Annotated in this window: 17 protein-coding genes and 1 tRNA gene; 14 read left to right on the top strand and 4 right to left on the bottom strand. The window is 67.0% G+C overall.

Going from position 1 to position 18,966, the window contains the following annotated elements; all coding sequences use genetic code 11:
* Positions 1 to 77: 77 nt before the first annotated feature.
* Positions 78 to 162 (bottom strand) — tRNA-Leu (locus LC092_RS08985).
* Positions 163 to 425: 263 nt separating this feature from the next.
* On the opposite strand from LC092_RS08985, the gene map reads away from it, so the two are divergent.
* From map to LC092_RS08950, 7 genes are all read left to right on the top strand, one after another.
* Entirely contained in the window at positions 426 to 1,259 is an 834-nt protein-coding gene (gene map, locus LC092_RS08980; protein WP_224806175.1) for a type I methionyl aminopeptidase, read from the top strand.
* Between the two features lie 21 nt (positions 1,260 to 1,280).
* Entirely contained in the window at positions 1,281 to 1,994 is a 714-nt protein-coding gene (gene radC, locus LC092_RS08975) for a RadC family protein (protein ID WP_224806174.1), read from the top strand.
* 90 nt (positions 1,995 to 2,084) lie between these two features.
* Positions 2,085 to 2,648, top strand: coding sequence for a glutathione peroxidase (locus LC092_RS08970; protein WP_224806173.1), 564 nt, complete (start codon positions 2,085 to 2,087; stop codon positions 2,646 to 2,648).
* Positions 2,645 to 3,049: a thiol-disulfide oxidoreductase DCC family protein gene (locus LC092_RS08965; RefSeq protein WP_224806172.1), complete on the top strand. Its 405-nt coding sequence runs from the start codon at positions 2,645 to 2,647 to the stop codon at positions 3,047 to 3,049. The genes LC092_RS08970 and LC092_RS08965 overlap by 4 nt, the downstream gene beginning before the upstream one ends.
* Before the next feature lie 2 nt (positions 3,050 to 3,051).
* Positions 3,052 to 3,210 carry a DUF2256 domain-containing protein gene (locus LC092_RS08960; protein ID WP_224806228.1) on the top strand — a complete coding sequence of 53 codons (159 nt, stop codon included), beginning with the start codon at positions 3,052 to 3,054 and terminating at the stop codon, positions 3,208 to 3,210.
* A 161-nt stretch (positions 3,211 to 3,371) separates the two neighbouring features.
* The gene (locus LC092_RS08955) at positions 3,372 to 5,633 is read left to right on the top strand and encodes an EAL domain-containing protein (protein ID WP_224806171.1); all 2,262 of its coding nucleotides are present in this window, start codon (positions 3,372 to 3,374) and stop codon (positions 5,631 to 5,633) included.
* Between the two features lie 118 nt (positions 5,634 to 5,751).
* Positions 5,752 to 6,534, top strand: coding sequence for a glycosyltransferase family 32 protein (locus LC092_RS08950; protein WP_224806170.1), 783 nt, complete (start codon positions 5,752 to 5,754; stop codon positions 6,532 to 6,534).
* Here the strand turns inward: LC092_RS08950 and LC092_RS08945 are convergent.
* The gene (locus LC092_RS08945; RefSeq protein WP_224806169.1) at positions 6,518 to 7,474 is read right to left on the bottom strand and encodes an ArgK/MeaB family GTPase; all 957 of its coding nucleotides are present in this window, start codon (positions 7,472 to 7,474) and stop codon (positions 6,518 to 6,520) included. The genes LC092_RS08950 and LC092_RS08945 overlap by 17 nt on opposite strands.
* The gene (gene ppdK / locus LC092_RS08940) at positions 7,471 to 10,161 is read right to left on the bottom strand and encodes a pyruvate, phosphate dikinase (protein ID WP_224806168.1); all 2,691 of its coding nucleotides are present in this window, start codon (positions 10,159 to 10,161) and stop codon (positions 7,471 to 7,473) included. The genes LC092_RS08945 and ppdK overlap by 4 nt, the downstream gene beginning before the upstream one ends.
* Positions 10,162 to 10,467: 306 nt before the next feature.
* On the opposite strand from ppdK, the gene LC092_RS08935 reads away from it, so the two are divergent.
* The 3 genes from LC092_RS08935 to purU all read left to right on the top strand — a co-directional run bounded on the left by LC092_RS08935 (position 10,468) and on the right by purU (position 14,203).
* Positions 10,468 to 12,243: a tetratricopeptide repeat protein gene (locus tag LC092_RS08935; RefSeq protein ID WP_224806167.1), complete on the top strand. Its 1,776-nt coding sequence runs from the start codon at positions 10,468 to 10,470 to the stop codon at positions 12,241 to 12,243.
* 10 nt (positions 12,244 to 12,253) lie between these two features.
* Positions 12,254 to 13,183 (top strand): 4-(cytidine 5'-diphospho)-2-C-methyl-D-erythritol kinase, encoded by a 930-nt coding sequence (locus LC092_RS08930; RefSeq protein ID WP_224806166.1) that lies wholly within the window; start codon positions 12,254 to 12,256, stop codon positions 13,181 to 13,183.
* 135 nt (positions 13,184 to 13,318) lie between these two features.
* The gene (gene purU, locus LC092_RS08925; protein ID WP_224806165.1) at positions 13,319 to 14,203 is read left to right on the top strand and encodes a formyltetrahydrofolate deformylase; all 885 of its coding nucleotides are present in this window, start codon (positions 13,319 to 13,321) and stop codon (positions 14,201 to 14,203) included.
* Between the two features lie 121 nt (positions 14,204 to 14,324).
* On the opposite strand, the gene LC092_RS08920 is transcribed toward purU, so the two are convergent.
* Positions 14,325 to 15,341 carry a polyprenyl synthetase family protein gene (locus LC092_RS08920; protein WP_412103546.1) on the bottom strand — a complete coding sequence of 339 codons (1,017 nt, stop codon included), beginning with the start codon at positions 15,339 to 15,341 and terminating at the stop codon, positions 14,325 to 14,327.
* A 189-nt stretch (positions 15,342 to 15,530) separates the two neighbouring features.
* Between LC092_RS08920 and LC092_RS08915 the strand changes: the two genes are divergently transcribed.
* The 4 genes from LC092_RS08915 to LC092_RS08900 all read left to right on the top strand — a co-directional run bounded on the left by LC092_RS08915 (position 15,531) and on the right by LC092_RS08900 (position 18,966).
* Positions 15,531 to 15,773, top strand: coding sequence for a DUF2007 domain-containing protein (locus LC092_RS08915; RefSeq protein ID WP_224806164.1), 243 nt, complete (start codon positions 15,531 to 15,533; stop codon positions 15,771 to 15,773).
* Positions 15,773 to 16,594, top strand: coding sequence for a tRNA1(Val) (adenine(37)-N6)-methyltransferase (locus tag LC092_RS08910; protein ID WP_224806163.1), 822 nt, complete (start codon positions 15,773 to 15,775; stop codon positions 16,592 to 16,594). The genes LC092_RS08915 and LC092_RS08910 overlap by 1 nt, the downstream gene beginning before the upstream one ends.
* Positions 16,595 to 16,768: 174 nt before the next feature.
* On the top strand, positions 16,769 to 17,704 hold the full coding sequence (locus LC092_RS08905; RefSeq protein WP_224806162.1) for an AAA family ATPase: 936 nt from the start codon (positions 16,769 to 16,771) through the stop codon (positions 17,702 to 17,704).
* Positions 17,705 to 17,709: 5 nt separating this feature from the next.
* Positions 17,710 to 18,966 carry a vWA domain-containing protein gene (locus LC092_RS08900; RefSeq protein ID WP_224806161.1) on the top strand — a complete coding sequence of 419 codons (1,257 nt, stop codon included), beginning with the start codon at positions 17,710 to 17,712 and terminating at the stop codon, positions 18,964 to 18,966.

Below are 18,966 nucleotides of genomic sequence, written 5' to 3'. Positions count from 1 at the left end.
ATCTGGCGCGTCTCGCCGAAACTGTCGCGCCGCCATTGCCATGCACCCTCTTGGCCGGCTTTGACGGACCTTGCAACTGGTGCGGACGGCGGGACTCGAACCCGCATGGCCGGGGCCGAGGGATTTTAAGTCCCTTGTGTCTACCAGTTCCACCACGTCCGCGCACGTTCTGGGTACCCGTCCGCGCGCGGGCGCGCAAGAGGCAACAACCGGGGTTCGGAGTTGCCCGCAGGCGCCCCGCGCGGGTGCGAGAATCCCCCAAGCGCCGCGGAAAGCGCATTGCACCGGTGGTCTCTGCGTTTTATGGCTATAGGTCAGGTCAAGGACACGCGCGAATGCCTGTGCGGCCCGCCGGACTGCCGCCATCGTCGCGTCGGTCCCGATCCATGGCGCGCCGGGCGTTGCCTCATGCATACGGAAATCCGATGGTCACATACATCGACGCCGACACGGCTCCACTCAAGAACACCGGCCAGATCCGTCTCTACGGTCCGAAGGACTTCGAGGCGATGCATCGCGCCGGGCAACTGACGGCCCGCTGTCTCGACGCGCTGGTCGAGCGGGTCAGGCCGGGCACGACGACGCAGGAAATCGACGATTTCGTCTTCGCCTTCGGCGAGGAGCACAATGCGGTCCCGGCAACGCTGAACTATCGCGGCTACACGAAATCGAGCTGCACCTCGATCAATCACGTGGTGTGCCACGGCATTCCCAACGAAAAGCCGCTGAAGGACGGCGACATCGTCAACATCGACGTCACCTTCATTCTCGACGGCTGGCACGGCGATTCCAGCCGCATGTACACGGTCGGCCGTCCCAAGCGCGCCGCCGAACGGCTGATCGAGGTGACCTACCAGTCGCTTTTGCGCGGCATCGAGGCCGCCCGCCCCGGCAACACCACCGGCGACATCGGCGCGGCGATCCAGTCCTATGTCGAGGCCGAGCGCTGTTCGGTCGTGCGCGACTTCTGCGGCCATGGCGTCGGGCGCCTGTTTCACGACATGCCCAACATCCTGCATTACGGCCGTCCGGGCGAAGGCATCGAGCTGAAGCCGGGAATGATCTTCACCATCGAGCCGATGGTCAATCTGGGCCGCCCGCATGTGAAGGTGCTGTCGGACGGCTGGACGGCCGTGACCCGCGACCGCTCGCTGTCGGCGCAGTTCGAACATTCGGTCGGCATCACCGAGGACGGCTGCGAGATCTTCACGCTGTCGCCAGCCGGGCTCGACAATCCCGCCGCGCACACCCCCTCCTGACAGCGCGGAGGCCCCGTGTAGATGAGCCAGGACAGCAACGGATTTTCCGACGCCGGCTCCACACCGCATTTCCACGGGCATCGCGACCGGCTGCGCCAGCGCTTCCGCGACGGCGGACACGAGGCGCTCCAGGACTACGAGCTTCTGGAGCTCCTGCTGTTTTCGCCGATCAAGCGGGCCGACACCAAGCCCATCGCCAAGGCGCTGATCGCGCGCTTCGGGTCCTTCGCGGAGGTGCTCGCCGCCCCGCCCGCCCGGCTCAAGGAGGTGCGCGGCGTCGGCGACCGGGTGGTGGTGGAGCTGAAGCTTGCCCATGCGGTTGCGCAACGCTTCCTGCGCGGCCAGGTGCAGGGCAAGCAGATCCTGTCCTCCTGGTCGGCGGTGCTCGACTATGTGCGCACCGCCATGGCCTATTCGGACCGGGAAGAGTTCCGCATCCTCTTCCTGGACAAGAAGAACGCGCTGATCGCCGACGAGGTGCAGCAGCGCGGCACCATCGACCACACGCCGGTCTATCCCCGCGAGGTGATGAAACGGGCGCTGGAACTCTCCGCCAGCGCCATCGTTCTGGTGCACAACCACCCCTCCGGCGATCCGACGCCCTCGCGCGCGGACATCCAGATGACCAACCAGATCGCCGAGATCGCCAAGCCGCTCGGCATCGCGCTGCACGATCACATCATCGTCGGGCGCGACGGCCACGTCAGCTTCCGCGGCCTGCAACTGATCACCTGACGGACCGGCTGCGGCATTTCGTCCGGGACGGCGGTCGATCCGCCGGTGACCGTGCTGCGTAATCTCTCTGAACCGATCAAGGAGACCGTCATGCTGTCACGCATTGGACTGGCGATGGTGCTGACCGCAGCACTCGCACCGGCCGCGGCCGCGCAGGACGCGCGCACCGCCCACGAGTTTTCCCTCACCGCAATCGACGGCACGCCCCTGCCGCTGTCGGCCTACAAGGGCAAGACGGTGCTGGTGGTCAACACGGCCTCGCGCTGCAGCTTCACCCAGCAATATGCCCCGCTTCAGGCGCTTTACGCGGAGCACCGCGACAAGGGTCTCGTGGTGATCGGCGTGCCGTCCAACGACTTCGGCGGCCAGGAACCGGGAACGGAAGCCGACATCGAGGACTTCACCCAATCGGCCTACCGGGTCGATTTTCCCCTGACCAACAAGACCACCGTCGTTGGCGACAATGCGACGCCCTTCTACAAATGGGCGAGCGCGCAGGCCGGCCCGCTCGGCAAGCCGCGCTGGAACTTCCACAAGTACCTGATCGGCCCCGACGGCCGTCTGATCGACTGGTACACGCCGATGACCGCGCCCGATTCGCCGAAGCTGCGCGACGCCATCCTGCGCAGCCTGGCTGGAAGCGGGGCGTCGTGACCAACGCCCCTGCGATCACCGTCTTTCACGATGGCGACTGTCCGGTCTGTCGTGCCGAGATCCGCTTCTATTCCCGCATCGACACGGCACAGGCCATCGACTGGCGCGACATCACCCGCCTGAGCGATGACGCCCTTCCCGACGGCAAGAGCCGGGGGGAGTTGCTCGGACGCTTCCACGTCCGGGACCGGGACGGGACCTGGCACATCGGCGTCGGCGCCTTCGCCCGGATCTGGCGCGCCCTGCCCGGCTTCCGGCATGTGGCCTGGGTGTTTTCGGTTCCCGGCATCCGGCAGCTCGCCGAGCTCGGCTATCGCGGCTTCCTCGCCTGGCAGCAGCGCAACCGTCGGCTCCGCGCGGCCGCACAGTCGAAAACGGAAAACCGATCCGCACCCACATGAAAATGCGCAAGAAACGCGGCCTTCCCCAAAAGGCCTGCGCGGCCTGCGGCCGACCCTTCACCTGGCGGCGCAAATGGGAAGCAGTCTGGGACGAGGTGAAATTCTGCTCCCGCCGGTGCCGCGCCGCGCGAACACCGCCCGTCGGTTGCAAGGCGGGCTGATCACCGGACACGCTGGCGCATTGGCTCCGAGGGACCGCCGAGCTCACAATCGCTTGCGAATCACGCGGCAAGCGACACAATGATTAAGCCGCGTTAACCACGCTTCGATGCTATTTATTAAACGGACCATGCAACCATTGTCCGTGCTCAAAGAGGCGTGGATGACGATCAACAAGACAGACAACGGCGCGAGACTTGCAAACACGATCCTGTTCCCGGTTGTGGGACTGGTGCTGCTTGCGATCGCCTTTTCCGTTGCGCTGATTGCTTATACCTCCCGCTCCGCCGATCACGCCGCGATGGAAAGCGAGCGCCAGCTCCTGCGCGGCAGCACGCAACTCCAGCTTGAAATCCTGGCAAAGGAACAGGAGGGGGCGGCGGTCTGGGATCTCGCCGACTACTACACGCGCCCGCTGAGTGCCAGCACCCAGTGGCTCGACGCCAATCTCGGGCGGTGGCTCTACACCAACCACGGCCATGACCAGACCGTTGTCGTCGGCGAGACCGGTGAGCCGATCTACAATGCGCTGCGCGGCCAGCAGCTTTCTCCCGATGCCAGCCGCGAGCTGATCTCGAGCATCTGGCCGCTGATCGCCCGCACCCGGGCGAAGTTCATCACCCGCTTCAGGCCCCTGCCCTCCGGCCTCTTCGTGATCGAGCGCCCGCTCAACGGCTTCACCCGCTCCATCCACGAAACCGGTTTCGCCCTCCACGAGGGCGAACTCGCCTTTGTGTCCGTCACCGCCATTTCCCCCGAGCTCAAGCAGTTCGTCGCAAACCGGCGTCCGCCGGCGGTTCTGGTCAGCGTCAAGAAGCTTGAAGGCTCCCGGCTCTCGGCCCTGGAGACCCGGTCCGGTGTCGATGGCCTGAGTGCGAGCCCGGGCGCCGACCGGCCCGGGGCGACGGCGACCTTCGATCTGCGCTCGCCGCTCGGAATGCCAATCGGCTATCTGACCTGGACGGCGAACAAGCCGGGGACCAAAATCCTGTCGGGCGTTGGCCCGATGCTGTTCTTTCTTGCCGCAACGATCGCGGGCCTGACCAGCGTCGTTCTGTTCTACACCCGCCAGAACACCCGTCGCCTCGCCGAGAGCGAGGCCCGCGCCCAGCACGCCGCCCTGCACGACAGCCTGACCGGGCTCGCGAACAGGGACTTCTTCGCCGACCGGTTCCACGACGAGCTCACCCGTTGGGATGCCGACAAGGGCCTCATCGGGGTCATCTACATCGACCTCGACCACTTCAAGGACATCAACGACACGCTTGGCCATGCGGCCGGCGACGAAGTCATCCGCGAGGCCGCCCGCCGCCTGCGCGTGCTGGTGCCCGACGAGGCGACCCTTGCCCGCATCAGCGGCGATGAATTCGCGCTCCTTCTGCCAGGCTATGCGTCGCGCACCGCGATCGAGCATGTGCTGCGCCGCATCCAGGACCGTTTCGCGATCCCCATGTACATCAGCGGGACCCACCTGCACGTCAGCCTCAGCGTCGGCGCGGCGATCGCCCCGGAAGACAGCCTGTCGATGGGCGAGTTGCTGCGAAAGGCGGACATCGCGCTCTATTCGGCCAAGGGCGCGGGCCGCGGCCGCTGGGCCTTCTTCGACATCAGCATGGAAGAACATGTCCGCACGCGCGAAAATCTCGCCCATGCGCTGCGCGAGGCGATCGGACAGGACCGGCTGACGGTCGTCTATCAGCCGCAGACCACCATCGACGGCGCGACCGTGCTGTCGGTCGAGGCGCTTTTGCGCTGGACCGATCCGAAGATGGGACCGGTCAGCCCCAGCGTCTTCGTGCCGATCGCAGAGGAGATCGGGCTGATCAACGAGCTCGGCCTCTATGTCCTGCGCAAGGCCTGCCAGGATGCCGCCGCCTGGCCGCATCTGGGGCTCGCCGTCAACGTCTCCCCGAGCCAGTTTCGCCACCCGCGGTTCATCGACGACCTGCGCGAGACGCTAAAGGCCTGCGAGTTCGAGCCGACGCGACTGGAAATTGAGGTCACCGAAACGGTCTTTGCCGACAACGACAGCAACATCCTGTCCACCCTCAAGCAGGTGCAGGAGATGGGCATCCGCGTTGCCCTGGACGATTTCGGCGTCGGCTATTCGAGCCTGAGTTATCTGCGCCGCTTCCCCTTCGACACGCTGAAGATCGACCGCAGCTTCATCGCCGATCTCGAGATCGCGCCGCATGCGCATGCGATCCTGTCGACGATCATCGATCTGGGAGAGGCGCTCGGCATGAAGGTGGTCGCGGAAGGCATCGAGACACGTCAGCAGGCCGCGATCCTGCAGCGGACCAATTGCGACCGTCTGCAGGGCTTCTACCTGTCCCGTCCGGTCCCGCCGGACACTGTTCCCGCGACCGAAGCGCGCCTGGCCGCCGACCGGGAACCGGCCAACGCGATCTCCCTGTCCGCCTAGATCACGGGTCGCTTGTCGCGGTGCACCGTTCGCCGGCCGGAGCCGGGCAAGGCGGTTGCGACCGATCCGGGCATTCCCTATCGTCCAGCGCAGGATTTCCATTCTCGGATTACGCTCAGTGCTCGTTCCAAACGTCCTTCACCAGACGATCCGTTGCCGCTCCGCCCTCACCCCGGCCCTTCACCGCAACATCGCGACGCTGAAGGCGCTCAATCCCGACTGGGAGCACCGTCTCTACGACGACGGCGACGTGCGGGACTGCATCCTGAGAGCCTGCGGCCGGGAGCGCCTCGCGCTGTTCGACCGCATCCACGACGACTACGGCGCGGCGAGGGCGGACATCTTTCGCTATGTGCGGCTTTACGAATCCGGCGGCGTCTATCTCGATATCAAGTCGACCGTCCGCCGTCCCTTGCGGGAGATCATCAGGGACGACGACGCCTTCCTGCTGTCGACATGGGATGATGCGCCCGGCTCGCGCTATCGCGGCTGGGGACACTGGCCCGACCACGGCATTGAGCGGGAATTCCAGCAGTGGCATATCGTCTGCGCGCCGCGTCACCCCTTTCTCAAGGCCGTGATCGAGCGCGTCTGGCACAATCTGGAGACCTATCACCCGGTGCGCTGCGGGGTCGGCTTCACCCCCACCATCGTCGCCACCGGCCCGGTCGCCTATACGCGCGCCATCGAGGAAATCCGGAGCCGTCATCCGCACCGGGTGGTCAATGCCGCAGCACTCGGGCTGGTCTATTCGATCTTCGAGGAAGACGAGCCCGGACGTGACGTTCCCGGCAGCAGCGGCTACAGGGACAGCCGGCAGTCCCTGCTGCGCGGACTGGGTTCGCCGGCGGGCATATGGCTGCGCACGGCGCTTTCGCAAACGTTCAGCGGGTTTCGGTAAGTCCGAGCCTTTGGCGCATCGACCGGTCGAGCGAAGCAATCGCGGAAAACGGGCCGCCGGCCTCAGCCAGCGCGGCCCCGACATCGCAGGCGCCATGGCCGACGGACCCGAACCGGCGGCGGACGGCATCGTCGACCCAATGGCGCTCCTGCACCGCCCGGCGGGCAGCCATCCGACCGCTGCGCTCCGCCTGCAAGCCGAAGGCATCGCAGGCGGCGACCAGGCCGTCGAGCCCCTCGCCCCTGGTCGCAGACACCGTCAGGACGTCGGGAAGCCGGTCGCTGTCGACCGGACGCGCCAGGGACAGCGCACCGGCGACATCGGCCTGCGCACGCCGCGCCAGCGCGCCCATGTCGGCCTTGGTCACGGCGACGAGGTCGGGCAGTTCCATCACCCCCGCCTTCATGAACTGCAGGCTGTCGCCGGAGCCGGGCTGGATGCACAGCACCAGCGTGTCGACCGCATGGGCGACGTCGGATTCCGACTGGCCGATGCCGACCGATTCCACGATCACACGGTCCATCACCGCGCGCATCAGCACGACGGCGGCAATCGCGTGATCGGACAAGCCGCCGAGCCGGTCCCGCGCGGCCATGGAGCGCACGAAAATGCCGGCATCCGCGGGATCGGTGCTGAGCCGCGTGCGGTCGCCCAGAAGCGCGCCGCCGGTCACCTGGGAGGACGGATCGACCGCGATGACGCCGACGCTCTCGCCCCGCCCCCGATAGGCGCGGATCAGCGCGTTGGTCAGCGTCGACTTGCCGACGCCGGGCGGACCGGTCAGGCCAAGCACCTGCGCCCGCCCGTTGCGGGTGGCTTCGTCGAGGAAGCGGGTCAGTTCGGCGCTGTCGGCCTGCGTCTCGACCGCCGAGATCGCCCGCGCGAGGGCGGCCTTGCCGCCCCCGCGCAACTGCGACAGGCTTGCCGGCACACGGGTCATTCGGCCGGGCCGTCCTCCCTCCGCGAGGCTTTCAGCGCCGCCTGGGCGGCGGCAAGCCGGGCGATGGGCACACGGAACGGCGAACAGGAGACGTAATCGAGGCCGAGTTGCTCGCAAAAGGCGATCGAGGCGGGATCGCCGCCGTGTTCGCCGCAGATGCCGAGCTTGAGGCCCGGGCGCACCGCGCGCCCGCGCTCCGCCCCGATGCGGACCAGTTCGCCGACGCCGTCCTGATCGAGCGTGACGAAGGGATCGCGTTCGATCAGCCCGAGCCGCTGGTAGTCGCCGAGGAAGGAGGCCGCGTCGTCGCGGGAGATGCCGAAGGTCGTCTGCGTCAGATCGTTGGTGCCGAAGGAGAAGAACTCCGCCGATTCCGCGATCTCGCCGGCCCGGAGCGCGGCGCGCGGCAGTTCGATCATCGTGCCGACCTGATACTCGATCCTGACGCCCGTTTCGCTCGCGACCGCCTCGGCCATGGCATCGATGCGCGCCCGCACCAGATCGAGCTCCGCGCGCATGCCGACGAGGGGCACCATGATTTCCGGCGTCACCGGCGATCCGGTCTTCCCGCCGGCGGCAACCGCGCCCTCGAAGATGGCCCGCGCCTGCATTTCGGCGATTTCCGGGTAGGTCACCAGCAGCCGGCAGCCGCGATGCCCGAGCATCGGGTTGAACTCGTCGAGATCCAGCGCCCGCTCGCGCAGCCGCTCGACGGAGACGCCCATCACCTCGGCCACTTCGGCGATCTCTTCATCGCTGTGGGGCAGGAACTCGTGCAGCGGCGGATCGAGCAGGCGGATGGTGACCGGAAGCCCCTGCATGATCTCGAACAGCTCAGTGAAGTCGCCGCGCTGCATCGGCAGCAGCTTGTCGAGCGCCTTGCGCCGTCCGGCTTCCGTCTCCGCCAGGATCATCTCGCGCACAGCGAGAATGCGCTCTCCTTCAAAGAACATGTGCTCGGTGCGGCACAGGCCGATGCCCTGCGCGCCGAAGCCGCGCGCGGCGCGCGCATCCGCAGGCGTCTCCGCGTTGGTGCGCACCTCCATGCGCCGGTGCGCATCCGCCCATTCCATCAGCCGGGCGAACTCGCCCGACATTTCCGGCTGGAGCATCGCGACCTCGCCCACCAGAACCTGGCCGCTGGTGCCGTCGATGGTGATGCGGTCGCCCTTGGAGAGCTTGCGGCCGGCAACGGTGAGCGTGCCGGAGCGATAGTCGATCCTGAGCGAGCCGGCGCCCGAGACGCAAGGCTTGCCCATGCCGCGCGCAACCACCGCCGCGTGGCTGGTCATGCCACCGCGCGTGGTCAGGATGCCTTCGGCCGCATGCATGCCGTGGATGTCTTCCGGGCTGGTTTCCACCCGCACCAGGATGACGGAGCGCCCGGCGCCCTTGGCCTCTTCCGCCTCGTCGGAGGAAAACACGATGTCGCCGGAGGCCGCGCCCGGAGAGGCGGGAAGTCCGGTCGCGACGATGTCGCGCTCGGCCGAAGGGTCGATCATCGGATGCAGAAGCTGGTCGAGCGCCGCCGGATCGACGCGCATCACCGCCTCTTCCGTGGTGATCAGGCCCTCATCCGCCATGTCGACGGCGATCTTCAGCGCGGCCTTCGCCGTGCGCTTGCCCGAGCGGGTCTGCAGCATCCACAGCCGGCCGCGCTCGATGGTGAACTCCAGGTCCTGCATGTCGCGATAATGGGCCTCGAGCCGGTCGCAGATCTCGGTGAACTGCGCGAAGGCCTCCGGCATGGCGCGTTCCAGCGACATCGATTCGGACGCCGCTGCGATGCGCGCGGCCTCGGTGAGATCCTGCGGCGTGCGAATGCCCGCCACCACGTCCTCGCCTTGGGCGTTGATCAGGAACTCGCCGTAAAGCGCCTTCTCGCCGGTCGAGGGATTGCGGGTAAAGGCCACGCCCGTCGCCGACGTCGTGCCCATGTTGCCGAAGACCATCGCCTGGACGTTGACCGCCGTGCCCCAGGTGTTGGGGATGTCGTGCAGACGCCGGTAGGTGATCGCCCGCGCGCTCTCCCAGGAGCGGAACACGGCGCTGATCGCGCCCCAGAGCTGCTCGTGCGGATCCTGGGGGAAGGGCTTTTCCAGCTCGTCCTCGACCAGCTTCTTGAAGCTTGCGATGACGACCTGCCAGTCGTCGGCGGTCAGGTCCGTGTCGAGATCATAGGCCTTGGCGGTCTTGAACTCCTCGAGGATCTCCTCGAAGGCGTGATGGTCCAGCCCCATCACCACGTCGGAATACATCTGGATGAAGCGGCGGTAGCTGTCATAGGCGAACCGTGGGTCGCCGGACGCCTCGGCCAGGGCTGGAACGGTCGCATCGTTCAGCCCGAGATTGAGCACCGTGTCCATCATGCCCGGCATGGAGACCCTGGCGCCGGAGCGCACCGAGACCAGCAGCGGGTTGCGGCTGTCGCCGAAGCGCTTGCCGGTGATCCGCCCGATCTCCCCCAGCGCCGCGTCGACCTGGTCGCGCGCGCCGTCGGGATAGCTGTGGCCATGGGCCTCGAAATGGGTACAGACCTCGGTGGTGATCGTAAAACCGGGAGGAACCGGCAGGCCGAGATTGCTCATCTCCGCGAGATTCGCCCCCTTGCCCCCCAAAAGGTTCTTCATTCCGGCGGCCCCTTCGGCCTTGCCGTCGCCGAAACCATAGACCCATTTGGTCGTCATCGCGCGCAGTTCCCTCTGTTGCCGGCACGCCCGCGAACCGTCAGTCGGACGCGGCGCCCGTCCCTACCGGACGCTCCCCACTTAAATGATGCAGTGCACGAAACAAAGGTTTTTTGACACGCAGGCGGGCGCCATCTCGTTGCCGGTCCGGGTCGGCGCACCATATCTCGCAGTGGTCCGACGCCGCGGCGGCCGTGCTGCGGGTACCGCTTGCGGCATGGACACAATAAAGCCATCCTCGGTTAGGTTACTGGACGCATGACTCGTCTCGAAGCGTGCGCAAGCAGGGGAAGCAAGTCTCACACCATGAAGCGTTACCCTCCGATTTCGTCCGCCCGACGTCTGTTTTTCGCCGCCGGACTGAGCGTCGCCGTTGCCGTGGTGGCAGCGCAGCCTGTCGCTGCGAAGGCCGAATCTTCCCAAAGCGGCACGGAATTCGGTCTGCCGATAACGCTCAGCGGCAGCTATCTGTCGGGACGCCTCGCCGGACAGAACAACGACCTGGAAAATGCGGCCGCCTTCTTCGGAGAAGCGCTGGAGCAGGATCCGGGCAACCCCTTTCTTCTCGATCGCACCTTCGTGCTGAAACTGGCCAACGGCAATCTCGACGAGGCGCTGGTGCTGGCCGAACGGCTGTCGAGCGAGCAGCCCGACCATTTCATGGCGCAACTGATGCTGGCCGTGGAAGCGCTGCGGGCGGGAAAGCCGGACCTGAGCGAAACCCTGCTCGCAGATGGCGGTCGCGGGCCGCTCGCGGTCCTCACCTCCGGCCTGGTCGCCGCATGGGCGCTTGAGGAACGCGGCGAGACCGATGCAGCACTTGCCCGCATCGCGGCCCTGGAAGGCCCGGACTGGTACACGGTTTTCGTCGCCTATCATTCCGCCCTCATTCAGGATCACGCGGGCCGCAACGAGGACGCGCTTGAAAACCTCAAGGCCGCCTATGAGGCCGACCGTGGCGCGCTCAGGGTGATCGACGCCTATGCGCGCGCGCTCGCCAAGAGCGGCAATACGGAAAAGGCCTACGAGGTTCTCGACCAATACGACATGATCCTGCCGGACCATCCGGTGCTCGTTCAGACCCGCAAGCTGATCGAAAGCGGTGAGGACATCGGCCGGATCGCGGAAAACGCGCGCACCGGCGCGGCGGAAGTGCTCTATGGCCTCGGTGCGGCGCTTGGCCGCGACGGCGGCGAGGAACTTGCGGCCGTCTTCCTGCAGCTCTCGCTTCATCTCGACAACGACGCGGATGTTGCCGCCATCGCCCTTGCCGGTCTCTTCGACCGGCAGCAGAAATACGAACGCTCGATCACGATCCTCAACGGTGTCGAGGCCTCCTCGCCGCTGAAGCGCGACGCCGAGATCCAGATCGGGCTGAACTACAATGCGCTCGAGAAACTGGACGAATCGCGCGCCCACCTTTTGGCCCTCGTCGACGAGGATCCGAGCGATCTCGACGCCGTCACCGCGCTCGGCAACGTGCTGCGCTCGCACAAGATGTTCGCCGAGGCCGACGCGATCTATTCCCGCGGCATCGACACGATCCCCGAGCCGGAACCCAAGCACTGGGCGCTGTTCTACTACCGCGGCATCTGCCGCGAACGGCTGAAGGACTGGGGACCGGCAGAGGCCGATTTCCGCCAGTCGCTGGCACTTTCGCCGGATCAGCCGCTGGTGCTGAACTATCTCGGCTACTCCCTCGTCGACCGCGGCCTGAAACTGTCGGAAGCGCTCGACATGATCCGCAAGGCGGTGGAGTTGCGCCCGCGCGACGGCTACATCGTCGACAGTCTCGGCTGGGCCTATTACAAGCTCGGCCGCTACGAGGAAGCCGTCGTCGAACTGGAAAAGGCCGTGGCGCTGCGCCCGGAAGATCCGATCATCAACGATCACCTCGGCGACGCCTACTGGAAGGTCGACCGCCGGCTGGAAGCCCGCTTCCAGTGGAACCACGCCCGCGACCTCGATCCCGAGCCCGACGAACTACCGAAGATCCTCGACAAGATCGAGAACGGCCTGCGCGAGGACGGCGCGATTCCCGCCGCAACCGTTGGACAGGACCTGAAAGACAACGGCGGCTGACGCTGGACGCATGACCGAGACCGCGAGACCGACCGCTCACGCGCGCCTGGCGCGGGCGAAACTCAACTACGCGCTGCATGTGACCGGTCAACGCGCCGATGGCTACCATCTGATCGACAGCCTTGCGGTCTTTCCCGCGATCGGCGACCGGGTCGGCCTGGGTCCGCGCGGATCCGCGCCCGGCCTGACGCTCTCGGGCCGATTCGCGGCCGATCTCGTGCCCTCCGGCGACCCATCTGGCGATGCGTCCGCCGACAATCTGGTCACCGCAGCCGCCCGCCGTCTGGCCTCCCATCTCGACCGGGACGCCGATGTCGCGCTGGAGCTGAAGAAGACCCTGCCGGTTGCCTCGGGCATTGGCGGCGGCTCCGCCGACGCGGCCGCGACGCTTCGCCTGCTGCGCGACCTCTGGGGGCCCGATCTCGACGACGAGACGCTGGCCGGTCTGGCGGCCGATCTCGGCGCCGATGTTCCCATGTGCCTCCTGTCGAAACCGGTCCGGGTCGAAGGGATCGGCGAGATCCTGACCCCGCTGGAGCGGTTTCCCGCCCATGCGGTCGTCATGGCCAACCCCGGCATCGCCGTTTCGACACCGGATGTCTTCAAAGGCTTGACGACAAAAGACAATCCGCCCCTCCCCGCGCTTCCCGAAGACGGGTTCGGCGATCTCGACGCGCTCTGCGCCTGGCTGAAAGCCACCCGCAACGATCTTGAGCGTCCTGCGCGCGGGATCGCGCCGGAGGTCGACGGGATGCTCGCGGCGCTTGGCGGCTGCGCCGGCGCGATGCTTGCGCGCATGTCCGGGTCCGGCGCCACCTGTTTCGCCATCTTCGCGACCCTGACCGAAGCGCAGGCGGCGGAACAGGCGCTGCATGCGGCCCACCCCGGCTGGTGGGTGGCCGCCGCACCGGTCGAGCGGATCGGCGCCTTCGCCGGCTGACCCGTCGCAATTCCACCGTCGCGCGCCGCTTTTTGCAATGCACGACAATGGGATGCTGACAAGACTGTGCTTCACCGGCTATTGATTTCATGTGACCCGCCACTGCCCCGAATTTCCATCCAGCAGGACATCCCGATGAGCGCATTCGCCCTGACCGTCACATGCCGTTCGACCCGCGGCATCGTCGCAACCATCTCGACCTATCTGGCCGAGAGCGGCTGCAACATCACCGACAGCGCCCAGTTCGATGACCGCGAGACCGGAAATTTCTTCATGCGGATCAGCTTCAACAGCGAGACCGGAACGACGCTGGACCAATTGTCGGAAGGCTTTGCCGACCGCGCCAGGCCGCTTGGCATGGACTATGCGTTCCATGACGAGACGGCGCGGATGAAGGTGCTGATCATGGTGTCGCGCTTCGGCCATTGCCTGAACGACCTGCTCTATCGCTGGCGCATCGGCGCCCTGCCGATCGACATCGTCGGCGTGATCTCCAACCACCTCGACTACCAGAAGCTGGTGGTCAACCACGACATTCCGTTCCACTACATCAAGGTCACCAAGGCCAACAAGGCGGAAGCCGAGGCGCGGCAGATGGCCATCGTCGAGGAGACCGGCGCTGAGCTCGTCGTGCTGGCCCGCTACATGCAGGTGCTGTCGACGCGCATGTGCGAGGAGATGGCCGGACGGGTGATCAACATCCACCATTCGTTCCTGCCGAGCTTCAAGGGCGCCAACCCCTACAAGCAGGCCTTCGCCCGCGGCGTGAAGCTGATCGGCGCGACGTCGCATTACGTCACCAGCGATCTCGACGAGGGGCCGATCATCGAGCAGGACACGGTGCGCGTCACCCACGCCCAGTCGCCCGAGGATTACGTGTCGCTCGGCCGCGACGTGGAAAGCCAGGTGCTGGCCCGCGCCATCCACGCGCATATCCACCGCCGGGTGTTCCTGAACGGCAACAAGACGGTGGTCTTCCCGGCAAGCCCGGGCAGCTACGCCTCCGAGCGCATGGGCTGAGAGAAATCCCCGCCGCCGCTACGAAAAACGCCGCCCCGACCGGGCGGCGTTTTTGTGCAAGTTCGATCAAGTTTCGCGCAAATTTCGCAATTTCAGCATCAAGATTTGCCGAGATTGTCGCTCAACTGAGCCGTGCGATGCAGAAATCGACGGCCTCGCCCAGCGCCTCGCGATGCGGACCGGCGGGCAGGCGCTCGAGCGCGGCACGGGCCTCGTCGCCGAAGGCGCGGGCACGCGCCACCGTGTCGGCCAGCGCCCCGGTCGCCGTCATGATCGAAATGGCGTGGGCGAGATCCCCCTCGCGCACGTCGCGATCCTCAAGGCAGCGCGTCCAGAACGCGCGGTCGGAGGCCTCGCCCCGGCGGATCGCCAGGATCACCGGAAGCGTGATCTTGCCTTCGCGCAGGTCGTCGCCGATGTCCTTTCCAAGGTCGCTGGCGGAGCCGCCATAGTCGAGCGCGTCGTCGACGAGCTGGAACGCAAGGCCGAGCGCCATGCCGTAGTCGCGCGCCGCCGAACGGGCCTCGTCACCCGCGTCGGCCAGCACGGGGCCGACCTCGGCGGCAGCGGCAAAGAGTGCTGCCGTCTTTGCCTCGATCACCTGCATGTAGCGCTCTTCGGTGGTCTCGATGTCCTGGGCCGCACCGAGCTGCATCACCTCGCCCTCGGCGATGACGGCGGAGGCGCTCGCCAGGATCCGCAAGGCTTCGAGCGAACCGACATCGACCATCATCTTGAAGGCCTGCCCGAGCAGATAGTCGCCGACCAGAACGCTGGCCTGATTGCCCCAGAGCTTGCGCGCCGCAAGCTTGCCGCGCCGCATGTCGCTTTCGTCGACGACATCGTCGTGCAGCAGCGTCGCCGTGTGCATGAACTCGACGCTGGCGGCGAGACCGACGTGACCGTCGCCCGCGTAGCCGAAGAGATCGGCCATCGCCAGCGTCAGCATCGGGCGCAACCGCTTGCCGCCGGAGGATATGAGATGACGCGCGATTTCCGGGATGAGGTCGACATTCGACCCGGCCTTGGACAGGATCAGCTGATTGACAGCCTCCATGCCGCTGCCGGTCAAGTCGACCAGGTTCTGGATGCTTGCCGGTTCCGACCGGCTCTCGCGCAAGGGAACGACGGCGCCCACGGTGAAAACCTTTCTTGTTTCGCGTTGCCGGGACAATAGGTCTGCCCCCGGCATCCGGCAAGCCATCTTTCCGGCAACACTGTGTTGAAAGATCCTTCGCCTGAACCACGACCGGCCGCTTGGCCGTCGCGGCCCCGGTTCATTTCCGCTAAGGTCCCCGTCCAGGAGTGAACGACCGAAAGGCCCGCCATGGTTCCCCTGCTTCGCACCAACGACGTTGTGCTCATTTCCTTTGTCGAGGCCCTGCTCAAGGATGCCGGGATCCCGCATATCGTGCTGGACGGCAACATGAGCGTGGTGGAAGGGTCGCTCGGGATCATCGCGCGCCGCGTGATGGTCGACGAGGACGACCGTCCGGGCGCGGTCAGACTGATGATCGACGCCGGGCTGGAACACGAACTGGCCCCCGACAAGAGCCGAAAGCAATCGTGATGGGCGACCTGCCCGAGACACGGGACAAAGCCGCGACACCGCCACACGCACCGACCCGCGACGCCTTTCTGGGCGGGCGGGTGCTTGTGCTGCAGCCGGCGCGCGGCGGCGGGCACCGCTCCGGCCTCGATGCGGTCTATCTGGCGGCCGCCGTCCCGGAGGACGTCAAGGGCCATGTCGTCGATCTCGGCTCCGGCGCGGGGGCGGCCGGCTTCTGCCTTGCCGCGCGTCTGCCCCAGGTCCGGGTGACCCTGGTCGACCGCGACCGGACGGCGCTCACGCTCGCCCGCGACGCGCTGGACCTTGCCGAAAACCGGGCCTTTGCCGAACGGATCGCGGTGCTGGAGGCCGATGTCACGGCCAGGGGCAAGGAGCGCCATGCGGCCGGCCTCGTCCCGGCGCTCGCCGACCATGTCATCATGAACCCGCCCTATTATCTCGACGGACACGTGCGCATGTCGCCGGCGCTCGCGCGGGCCGGCGCGCATGTGCTGGACGAGCGCGGTCTGGAGCCCTGGGCCCGCACGGCGACCGACATCCTGCGCGACGGCGGCTCGCTGACGCTTGTCTTCCGGGCCGACGGCCTCGACCAGATCCTCACCGCCTTGCGCGGGCGCTTCGGCGCGATCGACGTGATCCCGCTCTACCCGCGCGCCGGCGCGCCCGCCACCCGCGTGCTGGTGCGGGCGCTGCGCGCCAGCCGGGCGCCCTTGCGCCTGCTTCCGGGGTTCGTGCTGCATGACGGCATCGGGTCGGATTTCACCGGGCACGCCCGCGCGGTGATGCGCGACGGCGCGGGGCTTGTGCTGCCGAGACGGTAAGGCCGCTTTCGGCGGTTGCGCGCCGGCAGGCCCGGCAACCTTGTCGAAAGACACCGCGCGCGCCACCTGACAATCGACGGCCAAGCTGATTATGATCGTGCAAAGCCCGGGGTTCGAAACCGCCATACGATGCAATCCCGACGGGCACGGCAAGACAACACGCAGGGAGACCCGATGACCTCGCAGGCGCTGCCAGACACCATCGACGACACATTGGCCCTTCTGGAACAGGGAGGCTATGTCGGCGACCGCGCCCTTGCCACCGTTCTGCATCTGGCCCTGCGGATGAAACGTCCGCTCTTCCTGGAAGGCGAGGCCGGCGTCGGCAAGACGGAGATCGCCAAGGTCCTCTCCCAGGTGCTCGGCCGCGACCTGATCCGCCTACAGTGCTATGAGGGCCTCGACGTCTCGACCGCCGTCTACGAATGGAACTATGCGGCGCAAATGGTGGAGATCCGGGTCTCGGAGGCCGCCGGCGACGCCAGCCACGACGACCTGTCGAAAAGCGTCTTCAGCGAACAGTTCCTGATCAAGCGCCCGGTGCTGCAGGCGCTGCAGCCGTCGCTGAACGGCCCTCCGGTGTTCCTGATCGACGAACTCGACCGCGCCGACGAGGCCTTCGAGGCCTTCCTGCTGGAGGTGCTCGCCGACAATCAGGTGACCATCCCGGAACTCGGCACAATCAAGGCCGAGGAGCCGCCGATCGTGATCATCACCACCAACCGCACCCGGGAGATCCACGACGCGCTGAAACGCCGCTGCCTCTACCATTGGGTCGACTATCCGACCGCCGAGCGCGAACTGGAAATCATCCGCCGCAAGGTGCCGGGCGCCGACGCCCGCCTGGCAAAGGAGGTCGTCGCCTTCGTCCAGACACTGCGGGCGGACGAGGATCTGTTCAAGCAGCCGGGCGTCGCCGAAACGCTCGACTGGGCGACCGCCCTGACGGAACTCAACGAAATTGCGCTCGACCCGGACATGGTCTCCGACACGCTCGGCGTCCTGCTGAAATATCAGGACGACATCGACCGGGTGCGCGGGTCGCGCGCCCGCCAGATTGTCGATCAGATCCGCCAGGAGCTCGACCGCGAAGCCGCGAAGGCGGTTTGACGGCCATGACCGACACGGGCACCGGAGACGCGCGGAACACGGCGGCATCCGCCGGGCGCATTGCCGACAACATCGTGCATTTCGCGCGCACCCTGCGCCGCGCCGGCATGCCGGTGGGTCCGGCGAGCGTGGTCGATGCGGTGCAGGCGGTGGAGGTGGCCGGCATCCGCAACCGCGAGGACCTCTACTGGACGCTCCACTCCGTCTTCGTGCACAAGCGCGAGCAGCGGGCGGTCTTCGACGAGGCCTTCCGGATCTACTGGCGCTCGCGCGGGCTGGTGGAAAAACTGCTGTCGATCCTCTCGCCCGTCGCCCCGGCGCGCAGCGAGCCCGACAAGCCGAAGGCCGCGCAGACCCGTGTCGCCCAGGCATTTCAGGCGACCCGCGAGCGCGAGCAGCAAGAACGCGAGGAGCTTGAGATCGATGCAAGCTTCACCGTGTCGGGGCGCGAGGTGCTGCAGCGCAAGGACTTCGCCCAGATGAACGCGGAGGAACTGCGCGCCGCCAAGGATGCGCTCCGCCGCATGGTGCTGCCGATGGAAAAGGTCCGGCGCCGGCGGCTCGTCGCCGCCACCCGGGGCCGGATCGACCCCAGGCGAACGCTGCGGTCCTCGCTCAGGACCGGCGGCGACATGATCGACCTGCGCCACCGCAAGCCGGACCTCAAGCGCCCGCCCGTCGTCGCGCTTTGCGACATCTCCGGCTCGATGAGCCAATACACCCGCCTCCTTTTGCATTTCCTGCATGCGCTGACGGAGGAACGACGCAACGTCCATACGTTCCTGTTCGGCACGCGGCTGACCAACGTCACCCGGCAGCTCAGGATGAAGGACCCGGACGAGGCGCTGATCGCCTGCACCGAAGGGGTCGAGGACTGGTCCGGCGGCACGCGGATCGCAACGGCACTGGCCGATTTCAACAAGCACTGGTCGCGCCGCGTGCTCTCGGGCGGACCGGTCGTGCTGCTGGTGACCGACGGGCTGGAGCGCGATACGGACGAGGATCTGGAACGCGAGATCGACCGGCTGCACCGCTCCTGCCGCCGGCTGATCTGGCTCAACCCGCTGCTGCGCTTCGAAGGCTTCGAGGCGCGCGCCAAGGGGGTGCGGGCCATGCTGCCGCATGTGGACGAGTTCCGCGCGGTGCATTCGCTCGACGCCGTGGCGGACCTGTGCCGGGCGCTCTCCGGCGCGCGCGGCTTCACCCGGGAGGTCGACCCGCGCCGCTGGCTGCGCGCGGCAACGGCGCGCCAGGCAAGCTGA

The sequence above is a fragment of the Stappia stellulata genome (assembly GCF_020176715.1).
Classification (GTDB): domain Bacteria; phylum Pseudomonadota; class Alphaproteobacteria; order Rhizobiales; family Stappiaceae; genus Stappia.
Note: the sequence above shows the minus strand (reverse complement) of the source record. Positions and strands in the feature narration are given on the sequence as shown.